15 protein-coding genes and 1 other RNA gene are annotated in these 14,923 nt (G+C 69.9%); 5 read left to right on the top strand and 11 right to left on the bottom strand.

Annotation, left to right across the window (positions count from 1 at the left end):
- Window positions 1-246: 246 nt before the first annotated feature.
- Window positions 247-616: a transfer-messenger RNA gene (gene ssrA / locus ECOMGDLI_RS25125) on the bottom strand.
- A 281-nt stretch (window positions 617-897) separates the two neighbouring features.
- Here ssrA and ECOMGDLI_RS25120 point away from each other — a divergent pair.
- On the top strand, window positions 898-3,354 hold the full coding sequence (locus ECOMGDLI_RS25120) for a bifunctional diguanylate cyclase/phosphodiesterase (RefSeq protein ID WP_158221149.1): 2,457 nt from the start codon (window positions 898-900) through the stop codon (window positions 3,352-3,354).
- A 24-nt stretch (window positions 3,355-3,378) separates the two neighbouring features.
- Here ECOMGDLI_RS25120 and smpB read toward each other — a convergent pair whose 3' ends face one another.
- From smpB to ftsE, 4 genes are all read right to left on the bottom strand, one after another.
- Window positions 3,379-3,849 carry an SsrA-binding protein SmpB gene (gene smpB / locus ECOMGDLI_RS25115; RefSeq protein WP_143447926.1) on the bottom strand — a complete coding sequence of 157 codons (471 nt, stop codon included), beginning with the start codon at window positions 3,847-3,849 and terminating at the stop codon, window positions 3,379-3,381.
- A 186-nt stretch (window positions 3,850-4,035) separates the two neighbouring features.
- Window positions 4,036-5,412, bottom strand: a complete 1,377-nt coding sequence (locus tag ECOMGDLI_RS25110; RefSeq protein WP_088319585.1) for a M23 family metallopeptidase — start codon at window positions 5,410-5,412, stop codon at window positions 4,036-4,038.
- A 103-nt stretch (window positions 5,413-5,515) separates the two neighbouring features.
- Window positions 5,516-6,433: a permease-like cell division protein FtsX gene (gene ftsX / locus ECOMGDLI_RS25105; RefSeq protein ID WP_088319584.1), complete on the bottom strand. Its 918-nt coding sequence runs from the start codon at window positions 6,431-6,433 to the stop codon at window positions 5,516-5,518.
- A gap of 16 nt (window positions 6,434-6,449) precedes the next feature.
- Entirely contained in the window at window positions 6,450-7,139 is a 690-nt protein-coding gene (ftsE, locus tag ECOMGDLI_RS25100) for a cell division ATP-binding protein FtsE (RefSeq protein WP_088288884.1), read from the bottom strand.
- 403 nt (window positions 7,140-7,542) lie between these two features.
- Between ftsE and ECOMGDLI_RS25095 the strand changes: the two genes are divergently transcribed.
- Complete coding sequence (locus ECOMGDLI_RS25095; RefSeq protein WP_369812789.1) at window positions 7,543-8,508, top strand: serine protein kinase RIO; 966 nt, start codon at window positions 7,543-7,545, stop codon at window positions 8,506-8,508.
- A gap of 99 nt (window positions 8,509-8,607) precedes the next feature.
- Here ECOMGDLI_RS25095 and ECOMGDLI_RS25090 read toward each other — a convergent pair whose 3' ends face one another.
- Together ECOMGDLI_RS25090 and prfB are read right to left on the bottom strand one after the other, a co-directional pair.
- A complete protein-coding gene (locus tag ECOMGDLI_RS25090) occupies window positions 8,608-9,321 on the bottom strand; it encodes an AIM24 family protein (RefSeq protein WP_088319582.1) in 714 nt (237 codons plus the stop codon).
- 116 nt (window positions 9,322-9,437) lie between these two features.
- Window positions 9,438-10,550: a peptide chain release factor 2 gene (gene prfB, locus ECOMGDLI_RS25085; RefSeq protein WP_088319581.1), complete on the bottom strand. Its 1,113-nt coding sequence runs from the start codon at window positions 10,548-10,550 to the stop codon at window positions 9,438-9,440.
- Between the two features lie 99 nt (window positions 10,551-10,649).
- Between prfB and ECOMGDLI_RS25080 the strand changes: the two genes are divergently transcribed.
- Window positions 10,650-10,937, top strand: a complete 288-nt coding sequence (locus ECOMGDLI_RS25080) for a hypothetical protein (protein WP_088319580.1) — start codon at window positions 10,650-10,652, stop codon at window positions 10,935-10,937.
- 12 nt (window positions 10,938-10,949) lie between these two features.
- Here ECOMGDLI_RS25080 and ECOMGDLI_RS25075 read toward each other — a convergent pair whose 3' ends face one another.
- The 3 genes from ECOMGDLI_RS25075 to ECOMGDLI_RS34050 all read right to left on the bottom strand — a co-directional run bounded on the left by ECOMGDLI_RS25075 (window position 10,950) and on the right by ECOMGDLI_RS34050 (window position 12,442).
- Entirely contained in the window at window positions 10,950-11,645 is a 696-nt protein-coding gene (locus ECOMGDLI_RS25075) for an SDR family oxidoreductase (protein WP_088319579.1), read from the bottom strand.
- 91 nt (window positions 11,646-11,736) lie between these two features.
- Window positions 11,737-11,955: a hypothetical protein gene (locus tag ECOMGDLI_RS34055; protein WP_143447924.1), complete on the bottom strand. Its 219-nt coding sequence runs from the start codon at window positions 11,953-11,955 to the stop codon at window positions 11,737-11,739.
- On the bottom strand, window positions 11,927-12,442 hold the full coding sequence (locus ECOMGDLI_RS34050; protein WP_143447923.1) for a hypothetical protein: 516 nt from the start codon (window positions 12,440-12,442) through the stop codon (window positions 11,927-11,929). Before ECOMGDLI_RS34050 ends, ECOMGDLI_RS34055 begins: the two co-directional genes overlap by 29 nt.
- A gap of 118 nt (window positions 12,443-12,560) precedes the next feature.
- On the opposite strand from ECOMGDLI_RS34050, the gene ECOMGDLI_RS34045 reads away from it, so the two are divergent.
- The gene (locus tag ECOMGDLI_RS34045) at window positions 12,561-13,298 is read left to right on the top strand and encodes a hypothetical protein (RefSeq protein WP_143447922.1); all 738 of its coding nucleotides are present in this window, start codon (window positions 12,561-12,563) and stop codon (window positions 13,296-13,298) included.
- Window positions 13,299-13,347: 49 nt separating this feature from the next.
- A complete protein-coding gene (locus ECOMGDLI_RS25065) occupies window positions 13,348-14,061 on the top strand; it encodes a hypothetical protein (protein WP_088319577.1) in 714 nt (237 codons plus the stop codon).
- Here the strand turns inward: ECOMGDLI_RS25065 and ECOMGDLI_RS25060 are convergent.
- Window positions 14,058-14,813: a hypothetical protein gene (locus tag ECOMGDLI_RS25060; RefSeq protein WP_088319576.1), complete on the bottom strand. Its 756-nt coding sequence runs from the start codon at window positions 14,811-14,813 to the stop codon at window positions 14,058-14,060. The genes ECOMGDLI_RS25065 and ECOMGDLI_RS25060 overlap by 4 nt on opposite strands.
- Window positions 14,814-14,923: the final 110 nt, after the last annotated feature.

Below are 14,923 nucleotides of genomic sequence, written 5' to 3'. Positions count from 1 at the left end.
GGGGTGGGGGGCGTCCGTGGGGCTCGCGGCTTCGCCGCGTTGCAGGTGTGCTCGCGGCTTCGCCGCGTTGCGGTGGTTCTTCGGCCCTTCGCGGCTTCGCCGCGAGTGGAGGTGGCGGGATCCGTCGCGCATGCCCTGCGGCTCGTTCCTCGCCGCACGGATGGGTGCAGGCGACGGATCCCACGGGCTGCATGAAATGGGTCGAGGCCCTCGCACGGTGGTGCTGTGCGAGGGCCTCGACCCATTTCGTGGAGGTGGCGGGAATCGAACCCGCGTCCGTTGGCGGTGAACCAGGTCTTCTCCGGGCGCAGCCTGCTACGGCGTTTCTCAGCCCCGGCGATCCAGCATGCATGTCGCCGAGCCGGGCTCAGTCACTGTTGGTGTCGCCGCAGATCCCGTGACCGGACCCTTGGCCAGTGGCCTTCTAGCTGACGCCAGCGACCGGGCCGAAGGCGTGCCCGGGCTGACGGACTATCACACTCGCTCAGGCGGCGAGGGCGTAGTCGGCGCTGTTTGTGTTAGCACCTATTGGTTTGCGACGAGGTTTACGAGATCACGTCACCTTCTCGGCCCGCTTCTCCTGGAACGACGTCCAACGTCGAAACCTGTCACCCCCTGTGCAGTTGTCAACCACGGGGCCCGAGGGACCCGCTCCGACACTGTAGCCGCCGCGCCGGACAGGCCGCGACGTCCTTTCGGTCCAACAGCCGGACCCCGGCCCCTGTTCCCGGCGGCGCGCGGGGACGCCCCGCGGGGCGATACCGTCCCGTCCCATGTCCGCAGTAGCCCGGACGGGTGATCCAGGATCGCCCGGGGCGGACCGAGACCACACGTGTGACGACATCCGCCGCGCGCGACAGCGCCATGCCGCCGACGCCGCGCAGGGGTGACGCCGCCATGAGCCCACGCACGGCGGCCGGCCGGGTGCCGGTCCCGCACGGCCCGGCGGGCCCCGGGACGAAGACCCGGCCCGGCCCCGCCACGCCCGACGACCAGCGCGGCGACGACGCCGCCCAGCTCGGCCTGCTCTTCGACCGGCTCGCGCAGGGCATGCTGCTGCTCTCGGCCGACGGGGTCGTCCTCGACGCCAACCCGACCGCCGCGGTCCTCCTCGACGTCCCCCGCGACACGCTGCTCGGGTCGCACCCCCCGTTCGACCTCCCCGCCGACCCCGTCGGCCACCGCCGGCTCGTCCCGGTCACGACGTCTGCCGGCCCCCGCTGGCTGTCCGCCGCGACCACCGCCGTGACCCCCCGGATGCATGCCGCCGCCGCGTCCGTCGTCACCCTCGTCGACGTCACCGAGGACGTCGCCGTCGCCGGTGACGCGTCCGAGGCGCAGCGCCACCTCGCCGTCGCCCGCAAGCTCACGGGGATCGCGATCTGGGAGTGGGACCTGCGCAACCACACGATCCACTGGTCGCCGCAGATGTTCGCGCTCGTCGGTCTCGACCCGGGCACCCATGTCGACCTCAACGCCTGGAGCACGTGGCTCGACCCGGTGGACCGGGAGCGGACCCGGCTCCAGGAGGAGGCGTGCCTCGCCGCCGGGGTCGGCTGGCGCAACGAGTTCCGGACGACGCCGCCCGACGGCCGCACCCGGACCCTGCGCGCCTGGACCGAGCCGGTCCACGACGACGAGGGGAACATCGTCGGCATCATCGGCGCGACCCTCGACGTCACGCAGGAGGCCGAGCACGTCGCCGTCCTCGAGATGAGCCGGGAGAAGTTCCGGCTCGCGTTCGACGAGGCCCCGATCGGGATGGTCATGTTCGACGTCGCGCCGGACGGCACCCGGTCCGCGCACCGGGTCAACCGGGCCATGGGCGACCTCATCGGGCGTTCCCTGCCGGAACGGCCCATGGGGCTCGCGGCCGGGGTGATCCACCCCGAGGACCGCGCCGCCGCCGCGGCCTTCCTCGACAGCCTCACCGGCCCCGCCCCGCAGAGCTCCCTCGAGGTCCGCGCGGTCCGCAGCGACGGGCGCGACATCCCGGTCTGGGTGCACGCCGCCGTCGCCGACGTCCGCCGGGACGGCACGACCCGCGTGCTGCTCCACATCACCGACATGACCGCCAAGCGCGCGGCCGAGGAGGAGCTCCAGCGGCTCGCCCTGACGGACCCCGTCACCGGCCTCGGCAACCGGACCTGCCTGGAGCAGCAGCTCGAGCAGGCGCTCGCCGTCGCCTCCCCCGAGCACCCGGTCGGGCTCCTGCTCCTCGACCTCGACCGCTTCAAGGTGGTCAACGACTCCCTCGGCCACGTCGCCGGCGACGCCCTGCTCGTCGAGGTCGGCCGCCGGCTCGTCGGGCTCGCGCCGCGCGGCGCCACCGTGTGCCGGCTCGGCGGCGACGAGTTCGCCGTCCTGCTCGACCCTGCCCCCGGCGACGCCGCCCTCCTCGTCGTCGCGACCACCGTGCGGGAGCGGCTCTCCGAGCCCTTCGTGCTCGCCGACGGCGCGTCGCTCGTGACGACGGCGAGCGTCGGCGTCACCGGGTGCGCCGAGGCGGGCCGGTCGGTCGTCGACCTCTACCGGCAGGCAGACCTGGCGCTCTACCAGGCCAAGGACGCCGGCCGGGACATGTGCGCCGTCTTCGACGACGCGCTGCGGGCCCGCGCGGACGCCCGGATCGAGTCCGAGCTGCGGCTGCGGACGGCGCTCGCGCACGACGGCGTCCGGCTGCACCTGCAGCCCGTCGTCGACCTCGGCAGCCGGGACCGGGTCGCGGGCGAGGCCCTCGCCCGCCTCGAGCACCCCGAGCACGGGCTCATGCAGCCCGGCGAGTTCATCTCGGTCGCCGAGGACACCGGCCTCGTCGTCGAGATCGACAGCCGGATCACCGAGCTCGCCGTCGCCTACCTCGCCCGGCCGGACGTCCCGGGGCACCTGCGCGTCGCCGTCAACGTGTCGGCGCGCACGCTCGACGACCCGACCTACCTGCGCCGGCTCTCGGCCGCGCTCGCCGCGCACGACGTCCCCGCCGACCGGGTGCTCGTCGAGCTCACCGAGTCCAGCCTGCTCGACGCGACCGGACGGCGCGCCCGCGAGGTGCGCCGGCTCAAGGACCTCGGCGTGCACGTCGGCCTCGACGACTTCGGCACCGGGTACTCGGCCCTCGCCTACCTCGACCGGTTCCCGCTGGACTTCCTGAAGATCGACCGGTCGTTCGTCAACCGGCTCGGCACGAGCGCCCGGGCGGACGCCGTCGTGTCCGCGATCGTGTCGCTCGCCCACGCGCACGGGCTCGTCGTCACGGCCGAGGGCGTGGAGACCGAGGAGCAGGCGGACGCCCTGCGCCGCTACGGCTGCGACCGTGGCCAGGGCTGGCTGTTCGGCCGGCCGCAGCCGATCTGACCGGGGCCCCGCGCCCCGCCCGGGTCAGCGGTCGGCGCGGGTCGACATGGCGCGGTCGGCCTCGCGGCGGTCCTGCCGCTCACGGAGCGTCTGCCGCTTGTCGTACTCCTTCTTGCCCCGCGCGAGGCCGATCTCGACCTTGGCCCGGCCGTTGAGGAAGTACAGCTGCAACGGGATGATCGTGAAGCCCTTCTCCTTGGCCTGCGAGGCGAGCTTGTCGATCTCGAGGCGGTGGAGCAGGAGCTTGCGCTTGCGGCGCGGCGCGTGGTTGGTCCACGTGCCCTGCGCGTACTCGGGGATGTGCACGCCCTCGAGCCAGATCTCGCCGTTGTCGACCGACGCGTACCCGTCGACGAGCGACGCCCGACCCGCGCGCAGCGCCTTGACCTCGGTGCCCATGAGGACGATGCCCGCCTCGTAGGTGTCGTCGATGTGGTAGTCGTGCCGGGCCTTGCGGTTGCTCGCCACGAGGACGCGGCCCGCGCCGTCCTTGATGCTCGCCTTCTTGGCCTTGCGGGCCTTCTGGTCTGCTGCCCTGCCCACGGTTGCGCCCTCCCTCCGGCGTCGCACGGCCCGCGCGGTGCGGGCCGACGGACGAGTCTACGAGCCGGGCGCCGTCCGCGTCGTCCGGGATTCCCCGGACGGCACGGACGACGGCACGGACGTCCGGGGCCCCGCGGCTCAGAGCCAGCGCATCGGGTTGACCCGGGAGCCGTTCTGGTAGACCTCGAAGTGCAGGTGGCAGCCCGTCGACAGACCCGTCGTGCCGGTGAGGCCGATGACCTGGCCACGCCGGACGCGGCCGCTGCTGACGTAGATCCGCGACAGGTGGTTCATCGAGGACGAGAGGTCGACGCCGCGCACGTAGCCGTGGTCGACGACGATCTGGTTGCCGAAGCCGCCGGCCCAGCCGGCGCGGACGATCGTGCCGTCGGCCGGCGCCCGCAGCGGGGTGCCGCACGCGGCGCCGAAGTCGGTCCCGCCGTGCAGGCGCCAGTAGTGCAGGATCGGGTGGTAGCGCATGCCGTAGCCGGAGGTCACCCGGGCGTTGACCGGGTACGACAGGTACCCGCCGCGGTTGGTCTGCGACCCGCCGGACCCGGCGCTCGTGCCGCCGCTGGAGCCGCCCCTCGAGCCGCCGCCGGACTTCGCCCGGTCCCGCCGCTCGCGGGCCTCCCGCTCCTTGCGGGCCTTCTCGGCGCGGGCGCGCAGGATCTTCTCGAGCTGGTCCTGCTCGGCCTGGGCCTTCGCGAGGCGGTCCTTCTCCTGCGCCTGCTTGTCCTTGATGACGCCGAGCGCCGTGGTCTGCTCGTCGACGAGTCGGGTCTGCTCGGCCTCGGCCGCGGCGGCCCGGGCCTGCGCGGCCGCGCGCTGCTCGACGACCTGCGCCGCGAGCTTCTTCAGCTCGGCGGTGCGGGCCCGCAGCGCGGTGAGCTTCGCCGTCCGCGCCCGCATCTCGGACCGGGCGACGACGAGCCGGTCGACCTCGCTGTTCTCGCTGCGCATGACGGCGCCGGCGACGGCCATCCGCTCGGCGAACTGGTCAGGGCTGTCGGCCTGGAGCGCGATCGAGAGGCCGGTCATCCCGGAGCCCGAGTAGGCCTCGCGGGCGAGCCGCCCGAGCTGGGCCCGGGTCTGCGCCTCCGCCTTCGCCTGCGCCTCGAGCGCCTTGACGGCCTTGGCCTCCTCCTCGCGGGCGACGGCCAGCTCGGTCGCCAGCTCGGCGTCCCGCTTCTCCGCCGCGGCGAGGGCTGCCTGGGCCGCGGCGAGCTCGGCCCGCACGGTGACGAGACCCGCCTCGGACCGCTTGAGCGCGACCGCGGCGTCGACGAGGTCGGCCGAGGTGCCCTCGAGGCTCTCCCGGATGTCGTCGATCTGCTTGTCGAGGTCGTTCTTGCGCTCGGTCACGCGGTCCGACCTGGCCGGACCGCCCGCCGCGGCAGCGGCCGGGGCGGCCGCTCCGCCCGGGGCGGCCGACGCGGTCGAGGACGTCAGACCCGTGACGACCAGGGACGTCGCGGCGAGCACGACGACAGCACGCAGCCCGGTCGGGCGCATGGGCACTCCTCCACCGGCGTCCGCGAACGACGCCGCACACCTCGCCGTCCGACGTGGAGCCGGGGAAGTCGCCGTCGGGCAAGTCTCGACAACTTGTCGAGACTTACACCTTGAGGTATCGCCGCAGCGAGAGGAACGACGACACGCCAGCGATCAGCAAACCGACCACGAAAAGGAAGGGGACGATCGACAGCGCGTCGCCGACGGTGACGTAGTTCTCGACGAACCGCAGCGAGTTCTTCAGCCAGCCCTGCACCGCGAAGTGCGTGAACGCGACGAGCACGCCCGAGGCGAGGACGGCGCCCAGGAAGGCCGCGATCATCCCCTCGAGGACGAACGGCAGCTGGATGACGAGGTTCGAGGCACCGACGAGGCGCATGATGCCGGTCTCCCGGCGCCGGGTGAACGCCGTGAGCCGGATCGTCGTCGCGACGAGCAGGACGGTGCACAGCAGGGTCAGGCCGGCGACGAACCAGGCCCCCCACTTGAGGCCGTTGAGGAGCGCGAACAGCCGGTCGAGGAGCTGGTTCTGGTCCTGCACCCGTTCGACGCCGGGCTTGTCCCGGAACGCGTCCGAGACGACCTGGTACTGCTGCGGGTCCTTGAGCTTCACCCGGAACGACTCGGGGAGCTGGTCCGCGACGACGTTGTCCGCGAGGACGCTGCCCTTGAACTGCTCCTTGAAGTGCGCGTACGCCTCTTCCTTCGACTCGTAGTACACGGTGTCGATGTAGGGCTTGAGCGCGGGCGAGCCGAGGTCGGCGCGGATGGCGGCCGTCTGCTCCTGCGTGACCTCGCCGTCGGCGCAGCTCGTCGAGTCGGAGTCCTTGCCGCACAGGAAGATCGAGACCTGGACCCGGTCGTACCAGTAGCTCTTCATCGCCGAGACCTGCTTCTGGGCGAGGATCCCGACGCCGAGCAGCAGGAGCGACACGGTCGTCACGAGGATGACCGAGATCGTCATGGACAGGTTGCGCCGCAGGCCGATCCCGATCTCGGACAGCATGAACTGGAACCGCATGGTCTGTTCGCCTCTCTCAGCGCGCGTAGCCGTAGACGCCGCGGTCCTGGTCCCGGATCAGGCGGCCGTCCTCGAGCTCCACCACGCGCTTGCGCATCTGGTCGACGATCTCGTCGTCGTGGGTCGCCATGACGATGGTCGTCCCGGTCCGGTTGATCCGGTCGAGCAGCCGCATGATGCCGACGCTCGTGGTCGGGTCGAGGTTGCCGGTCGGCTCGTCGGCGAGCAGGATCGCGGGCCGGTTGACGAACGCGCGCGCGATGGCGACGCGCTGCTGCTCACCACCGGACAGCTCGTGCGGGAAGCGCTGCTCCTTGCCGGCGAGCCCGACGAGGTCGAGCACCTCGGGCACCGTGTGGACGATCGCGTGGCGCGGCTTGCCGATGACCTGGAGCGCGAACGCGACGTTCTCGAAGACCGTCTTGTTCGGCAGCAGCCGGAAGTCCTGGAAGACGACGCCGATCTGGCGCCGCAGCTGCGGCACCTTCCACCCGGGGAGCCGGGCGACGTCCTTGCCCGCGACGTGGATGACCCCGCGCGTCGGCTTCTCCTCCTTGAGGCTGAGCCGCAGGAACGTCGACTTCCCCGATCCGGACGCACCGACGAGGAAGACGAACTCCCCCTTGCCGATCTCCAGGCTCACGTTGTCCAACGCGGGCCGGGTGGTGCCCTGGTAGATCTTCGTGACGTTCTCGAAGCGGATCACGGAAGGTCGTCCTCGGCCGGTCTCGGGGTCAGGTCCGTCGTCACGGAACGTATCCGCAGCGACACTGTGTAGCAGGCGTACGTCGTCCGGCCTGATCAACTCTATGCACACGGAACGGGCCGGGCGGTCCGCCACGCACGCGGCGGACCGGGGTCCAGTGTCACACGCCCGTAAAACCAGTTGCGCGCACCGGGCCGCGCGCGTCACGCTCACGACGTCCGCGTCGAGGACAACCGCGCCCTCCCCGGGTGCGCACCGATCGGAAGGAGACACGTCATGGCGCCTGTCAAGGGCTGTGCCCTGCCCATGTCCTTCCGATCGAGGAGCTCCTCCGTTGACCACGTACGACCTCTCGCACGACCTGGACTACCCGTCTGACGACCCGTCCGACGACGGCACCCACATCCCCGCGCGCCGCAGGCGCGCCGGCAAGAACGGACGCCGGGTCACGGCGTCCGACCTCGAAGGCCCGGCCCCGGACGAGCCGCCGCGGCGCGGCCGCCAGGACGACCGCTCCGACGACCCCGACGACCTGTCCGACCTCCGTGCGGACGGGCTCACCGAGGACGACCTGCCGGACGGCGTCAGCTACTCCTCGTGGTTCGGGTCCGAGCACGGCCCCACGCCACGCCCGGAGTGGGTCATCACCGACCACAACGCGCTCGACGCCGAGCGGGGCGTCGTCAAGACGGGCAAGGAGGCCGACGTCCACCTCGTGGAGCGCTGGCTGCCCGGCACCGACGCCGTGACCCTGCTCGCCGCCAAGCGCTACCGGTCGAACGAGCACCGCCAGTTCCACCGTGACGCCGGCTACCTCGAGGGCCGCCGGGTGCGCCGGTCCCGCGAGATGCGGGCGATGCAGCGGCGCACCGAGTTCGGCCGCGAGGTCATCGCCGGGCAGTGGGCGCGCGCCGAGTTCGGCGCCCTCTCCCGGCTGTGGTCGATCGGCTTCGCCGGCGGGCGCGCGCTCGTGCCCTACCCGGTGCAGCTCGACGGCACCGAGATCCTCATGGAGTTCATGGGGACGCCGGACGGCGTGGCCGCACCCCGGCTCGCCGCCCTGCGGCCGGACGGGGCGCTGCTCGCCGACCTCTGGGAGCAGATGCTCGACGCGCTCGGGACGCTCGCGCTCGCCGGGTACGCGCACGGCGACCTGTCGGCGTACAACCTGCTCGTCCACGAGGAGCGGCTCGTCCTCATCGACCTGCCGCAGGTCGTGGACGTCGTGGGCAACCCGCAGGGCCCGGCGTTCCTCGCGCGCGACGTCCAGAACGTCGCGACGTGGTTCGTCGGCCACGGCCTGCCCGAGCACCTCGCGGACGTCGGGGAGATCACCGCCCGGCTGCTCGGCGACGCCGGGCTGCGCTGACGGGGCGCGGGCTCCGCAGAGCCGGGCACGACGGACGGCGACCGGCAGCAGGTGCTGCCGGTCGCCGTCCGTGCCGTGCCGTGCGGGCGGTGCGGAGGGTCAGCTGAAGAGCTGGCCGAGCCCGCCGGCCTGCTGCTGCTGGCCGCCGCCGGGGCCGCCGAGGGGCTGACCCTCGCTCGGCTGGACGACGACGAAGCCCGGGCCGTGGAAGGCGAACTGGAACGCCTCGCCGGAGCCGCCGCGCAGGAGCGACTTCATGTTCATGCTCGACACGACCTGCGGGGACAGGTTCGCCGACCACGCGACGGCCGCCTGCATGTCGACGAACGTCGGCTGCTGCGAGCAGTCGAGGATCATCGGCGGGCCGTCGCTCGTGATGGCGACGGTGCCCTGGCCCTGGATGATCGTGTTGAACGACCCGCCGGAGAGCATCCCCGCACCCTGGACGCGGTGGACGTCCCAGGAGAGGTTCGCGTCGAACGCCAGCAGGTTGGTGCCGTTGATCGAGATGCCGTCACCCTCGAGCTGGATGAAGAAGATGTCCTCCGCCATCCGCGCGAAGAAGACCTCGCCCTGGCCGGCGACCCGCATGAGCGGGGTGTCCTCGTTGGTCAGCGCCCGGCGGATGAACTTGCCGACGCTGCCGGAGCCCTCGTGGTTGAAGGTCACCTGCCCCTGGTAGGCGACCATGGCGCCCTTCACGGCCAGGACGTCCTGGCCGAGGCTCACCTTGACCATCTTGCTGTTCTGCTTGACCCACCGCTCCTGGGTCTGGACCTCGGCGTTCGCCGTGTCGAACAACTGGCTGCGCACCCTGCGCTCCTCTCGGACGGGCCCGGACCCCCTGGGCCCTGCGAACTGTCGCCGGGATCATCCCAGCGTCACGCGGGTACCGACGACCAGTTGGCCGAACCGGTTCCGTGCCGTCGTCAGCCGGCGGACTTCTCCGCGTTGAGCCGCCAGCGGATCCCGGACTCGAGGAAGGCGTCGATGTCGCCGTCGAAGACCGCGGTCGGGTTGCCGGTCTCCTCCTCGGTCCGCAGGTCCTTGACCATCTGGTACGGGTGGAGCACGTAGGACCGCATCTGGTTGCCCCACGAGCTGCCGCCGTCGCCCTTGAGCGAGTCGAGCTCGGCCTGGCGCTCCTGGCGGGCCCGCTCGAGGAGCTTGGCCTGGAGCACGCGCAGCGCGGACGCCTTGTTCTGCAGCTGCGACTTCTCGTTCTGGCAGGTGACGACGACGCCGGTCGGCAGGTGGGTGAGGCGGACGGCGGAGTCGGTCGTGTTGACCGACTGGCCGCCGGGGCCGGACGAGCGGTAGACGTCGACCTTGATGTCGTTCTCGGGGATGTCGATGTGGTCGGTCTCGGCGACGACGGGGAGCACCTCGACGCCGGCGAACGACGTCTGCCGGCGGCCCTGGTTGTCGAAGGGGCTGATCCGGACGAGCCGGTGGGTGCCCTGCTCGACCGAGAGCGTGCCGTAGGCGTACGGCGCGGCGACCTTGAAGGTCGCCGACTTGATGCCCGCCTCCTCGGCGTACGAGGTGTCGAAGACCTCGGTCTTGTAGCCGTGCCGCTCGGCCCAGCGCAGGTACATCCGCAGGAGCATCTCGGCGAAGTCGGCGGCGTCGACGCCGCCCGCCTCGGAGCGGATCGTCACGAGCGCCTCGCGCTCGTCGTACTCGCCGGAGAGCAGGGTGCGGACCTCGAGCCGGCCGAGCGCCTCCTTGACCTTGACGAGCTCGGTCTCGGCCTCGGCGAGGGTGTCGGCGTCGCTCTCCTCGGTCGCCATCTCGACGAGGGTCTCGAGGTCCTCGACCTGGCTGACCATGGCGCTGAGCCGGTCGAGCTCGGCCTGGACGTGCGACATCTTGCTCGTCACCTGCTGGGCGTGCTCGGGGTCGTCCCAGAGGTCGGGGGCGGACGCCTGCTCGGAGAGCTCGGCGACCTGCTTCTCGAGCGCGCTGACGTCGCTCACCTCGAGGATCGAGCCCAGGGTCTGGCGGAGCTCACGCAGTTCTGCGGGGAAGTCGACGGCCACGACCGATCAGATTACGCGGAGGGCGGCCCGGGGCACGAACCAGATGCCGCCCAGCCCGCTCCCAGCGACTTCCCAGCCGAGTGCCCCCAGACTGGTCCCATGGAGGAGCGAGAGGCACAGCGCATCGCCGACGGCCTGCGCAAGTACGGGATCATGGCGGCGGTGGCCCGGCCGGCGGCGTTCCGGTTCGGCATCCGGGTGCCGCTCGGCGACGGTCGCGAGGCGCTGTGGGACGTCGACGGCGCCGCCGGGCTCGAGGCGCAGGTCATGGCGAACGGGGTGCTCGTCGGGTTCGTCCCGCAGATCCCCGGCTCGGACCGGTTCACCGAGGAGCAGACCGTCGAGGCCATCGCCCGCGCCGACTACGGCAAGCCCCCCGGTGCCTGACGCGTCGTGCGCTCAGAAGGCGGACGACGGGACGTCGCGCTCGTCGTCGACGATCGCCGCGAGGAGGCGGGCCGCGACCTCGTCGGGGGTCTTGCCCTGCGGCAGCGTCGGGGAGCGGCCCGCGATCGGGCGGGTCGCGAGGCCGGTCTCGGTGTGCGGCGGCCGGGCGTCGACGAGCCGGATCCGGCTGCGCCGCAGCTCGCGGCCCGCCGCGGCGTCGAACGCCGCGAGCCCGGCCTTGGTCGCCGTGTAGACGGCCATCCCGGCCATCGGCTGCTCGGCGACGACCGCCGAGACGTTGAGGACGAACGGCGTCCGGCCCTCCACGGCGCTGACGTGCAGGTGCGGGTAGGCGGCCCGGACGAGCCGGACCGGCGCGAGCAGGTTCGTCGCGACGAGCCGGTCGAGGGTCTCGTCGTCGGTCTCGATGGCCGGCCCGAACGCGACGACGCCGGCGACGTAGACGATCCCGTCGAGCCGCCCCCACGCCGCGACCGCGGCGTCGACGCACGCCTGCGGGGCCCCCGGTGCGGTGAGGTCGACGGCGTGCGCGGCGGCCTTCTCGAGCCCGACCGCGGCGAGCCGCCCGGCGTCCCGCCCGACGAGGGTGAGGTTCGCGCCCCGGTCGGCGAGCAGCCGGCTCAGCGGTGCGCCGAGGCCGCCGCTCGCTCCGGCGACGAGGACGCTGGCTCCATCGAGGGGGGTCACCCGGACGACGCTGCCACGGGTCGGTGGTCTCGGCACGTCGGAGCCCTCGTCCGGGGGCGGCCTCAGCCGGCCCGGGCGCGGGCCCGGGCGGTCACGGTGAGGACGGGATCACCGACCGCTTGGCTGTCGAGACGTTCTGTCTGAAGACCGGCCAGTCGGTCTTGGGGAATCCGTAGGCGATGGAGATCGTGGCGTGGGCGGCCACATCAGTCTTGCCAGTCCCCACGGCCCCGATCAGAACGATCGTGCTTACACGCGGGTCGTTGACTGCCTCGATGACCTCATGCTGCTTGGTCTTGAGAGTCAGCATCGCGAGGCTTGATGGTTGAGACGATCACGGGGGCGGCCGTCAGCCGCTTACCCTTGCTCTTGAGGTCGATGCTTTGCTCTGGCTTACCGAAGGTCCGGTCCAGGAGCGAGTCGATCGCCTTGTTGTCGGGGAGCTTGGCCGTGATGTAATCACACTCGCCCTCGGTGTCACCGTCGATATAGGCCTTGATCTCCTCGGCGCTCGTTACTTGGACGGCCGGCAGTTCCTTGCCCTTCTCATCTTGGTCAACCCGAAACAGAAGCACGTTGCCAACGGCAAGGCTCATCTGAGCGTTGAGAAGCTGATCAGCGTTGCGAGCTACCCGCTGGCGGATCTCCTCGAGAACCTTGATCCGATCAAGTGTGGTCTTCGAGAGCTTGCCCTTGGGGCGACCATAGCCAGGCTGAGGACCGCCACGGCGCTTAGGTTTTCCGGTTTCCAAACCTTCTGGGGCATTCGTCAAGTCTTGTGGTGCTGCTCGTTCCATTGATCCAATCATAGGACAACTCTGGTCATGTTACGAGTCCCAGCAACCGCGAACGCCCGCGAAACGTCACAGGTACGCTGCGCTCAGCGAGGGGACTACTGCGAACGGGGCATAGGGCATGGCGAACACCAAGCGCGCTCCTCTGACTGAGGACCAGCTCAAGCTCAAGACAGCTCGGACTCAGCGTTGGACCGCGACGTTCGGAGCACTAGGGGCGATCATGACCCTCGTTGCTGCTGGACTTGGCATCTACGCAACGATCCAGACCCAGCAGAAGGAAGAGGCCCAAACCGTCGCCTCGACTGCTCAGGATCAGAGTGCTGCTGCAACCGACCAGGTTGCTGCAATTAGTTCAGCGTCGGCCAGCGTCGCAGATGAGCGCGACAAGCTCCAGTCGGAGAACAGCCGCCTGACGACCGAGAACAGCTCACTGGCAGAGCAGATCAAAGACCTCGGCGGTACTACGGCGGTCTCAACCGATCCCCCCGGACAGGTCCCCGAGATTCGCCACAAGGGACCAATCACTGTGACTCCGAAAACGGGTTATGCAGATCTCGATTCCCCGAGCAATGACCTACAGTGGGGGCGCAACGGCGGCGGCACCAAGGACCTTGGAACGGCAGCTGTTAACCAGACATTCTTCAGCAAGACTTCACTGATCAAGGGAAACGCGACTTATACAACTTGCCAAGCGGCCACGCTAGAGAGCGGCCTCAGGTACGAGCTAGCCAGTATGAAGCCAGGGTGGACAATCTGTGTCTACACCAGCGACGGCAGAACCTCCACCATGAAGATCACGGAAATCAAGTCGCAGAGCATCAGCTACTTCGTCACTACGTGGGAACTCCCGGGCTGAAGACTAACGGCCATCTATCTCAGCCATCCAGAGAGGTCCTCGCACGCATATGAGCACGCCACCACCGGGCAAGGAATTCTACGAGGCGCGTGCTGCGAAGTTTCAGTCAATCGTGCAGCTCTTGGCCGTCTTCACAGCCGTTCTCACCCTTGGCGTAGCGGTAATCGGCCTGTTCGCCAAGAACCAGTCTGACCAGAAGCAGGAGGCAGTAACCCAAGTCTCGGCTGCTCAGAACCAGAGCGCTGACGTGTCCAAGGAGCTTCAGGCTGTTTCTTCGGCGTCTGCCTCGGTCGCTGCGGAGCGCGATCAGCTCAAGACGGACAACGAAGCGCTCAAGAGCCAACTGGCCGACGCTGGTGCGTCCACCTCAGTGGATCCGTCATCGCCTGCGACTCCAGACGTCCGGCACAAGGGGCCGCTGATCGTCACACAGGACTCTGGGCCGGCGGACCTAGATGCGCCGCAGGACGACCCCCAGTGGGGGCGCGGCAATACGCCTCTCGGCGACATCGGCCGCATCTACAACGGAAACGTTGATTTCAAGTTCTCTCAGATCGCCCTCGTGAAGTCTGCTGCTACGTATGCCAGCTGCCTTGCGAATACAGAGATCGGGGCCAGCGACGGCGTTGAAGTGTCAAGACTGAGGACCGGGTACAGCGTCTGCCTGATGACGGGCGAGAAGCGCCTGGCGGTCATGAAGATCATCTCCGTATCCGCGTCGAAGGTCGCGTTCGACGTCACCGTTTGGGAGAAGCCCGCCTAGATCCACACCTTCCATTCACCGCCCTCTAGCTTCACCTCGATCTCCTGGAGCGGGGTCAGACCGAGCTTGAGGTAATCGTCCTTACGTCGGTGCTCGCAGGCCACAGACCAGTTGAGGTAGTTCTGATAGCCGTTGCGCCGCAGAGCGAGCCCGAAGTCAACGTCTGGACCGAGGGCGTCCTCGTAGGGCTTGAACGTGTGCTTGCGGTAGTGCTGGGTCTTGGTGAGGAAGCAGTAGAAGCCAGCCGCGTCGACCGGCTGGATGCCCTCCCCCATCGGAGGAGTCTTGAGGCTGATCGTCTCGTAGACGTTGTCAGCGAGCCATGCCCCGACGTGCGCGATGCCCCACCTCCCCAGTTCCACTCCACTGACGAACCCAGCGTGCGGGAACAGCGCGTAGGTCTCATACAGGCGCTGAAGTGCCATGCGGGGAACGATGGTGTCGTCCTCGAGCCCGAAGACGTACTCACTGGTCACCATGGTCTTCAGCTCGTTGAGGATGTTCGCGATCCGCTGTCGGCGCTCTGGGATGCCATGAGTGACGGGTGACCTGTCGTCGCGTTGCACACAGCGGCGCTCCGCGGACTTGGACTGCTCCACGTAGGTCTGAGCCGTGGTCACAAGCTCCTGGTCGCCGTCGACGAGTACGAGGAGCCCCGTGCGCTTGGCGTCGCAGGTGAGCATCTCCAGGGCGTAGAACACCCGATCGAGGTAGTCGGCTCTTGAGACTGGGAGGACGATCGTTGTCCTCACCGGTTGAGTGCCTCGGCGTACTCGGGAGCTAGCACCTCCTCGGAGAACTGCACGTAGGCGACCTTGAAGGCCTTTGCCTTCTCTCGGTCCATCTCGGAGCTGGAGCGCGA

The organism is Kineosporia sp. R_H_3, from assembly GCF_002198675.1.
GTDB lineage: Bacteria > Actinomycetota > Actinomycetes > Actinomycetales > Kineosporiaceae > R-H-3.
Note: the sequence above shows the minus strand (reverse complement) of the source record. Positions and strands in the feature narration are given on the sequence as shown.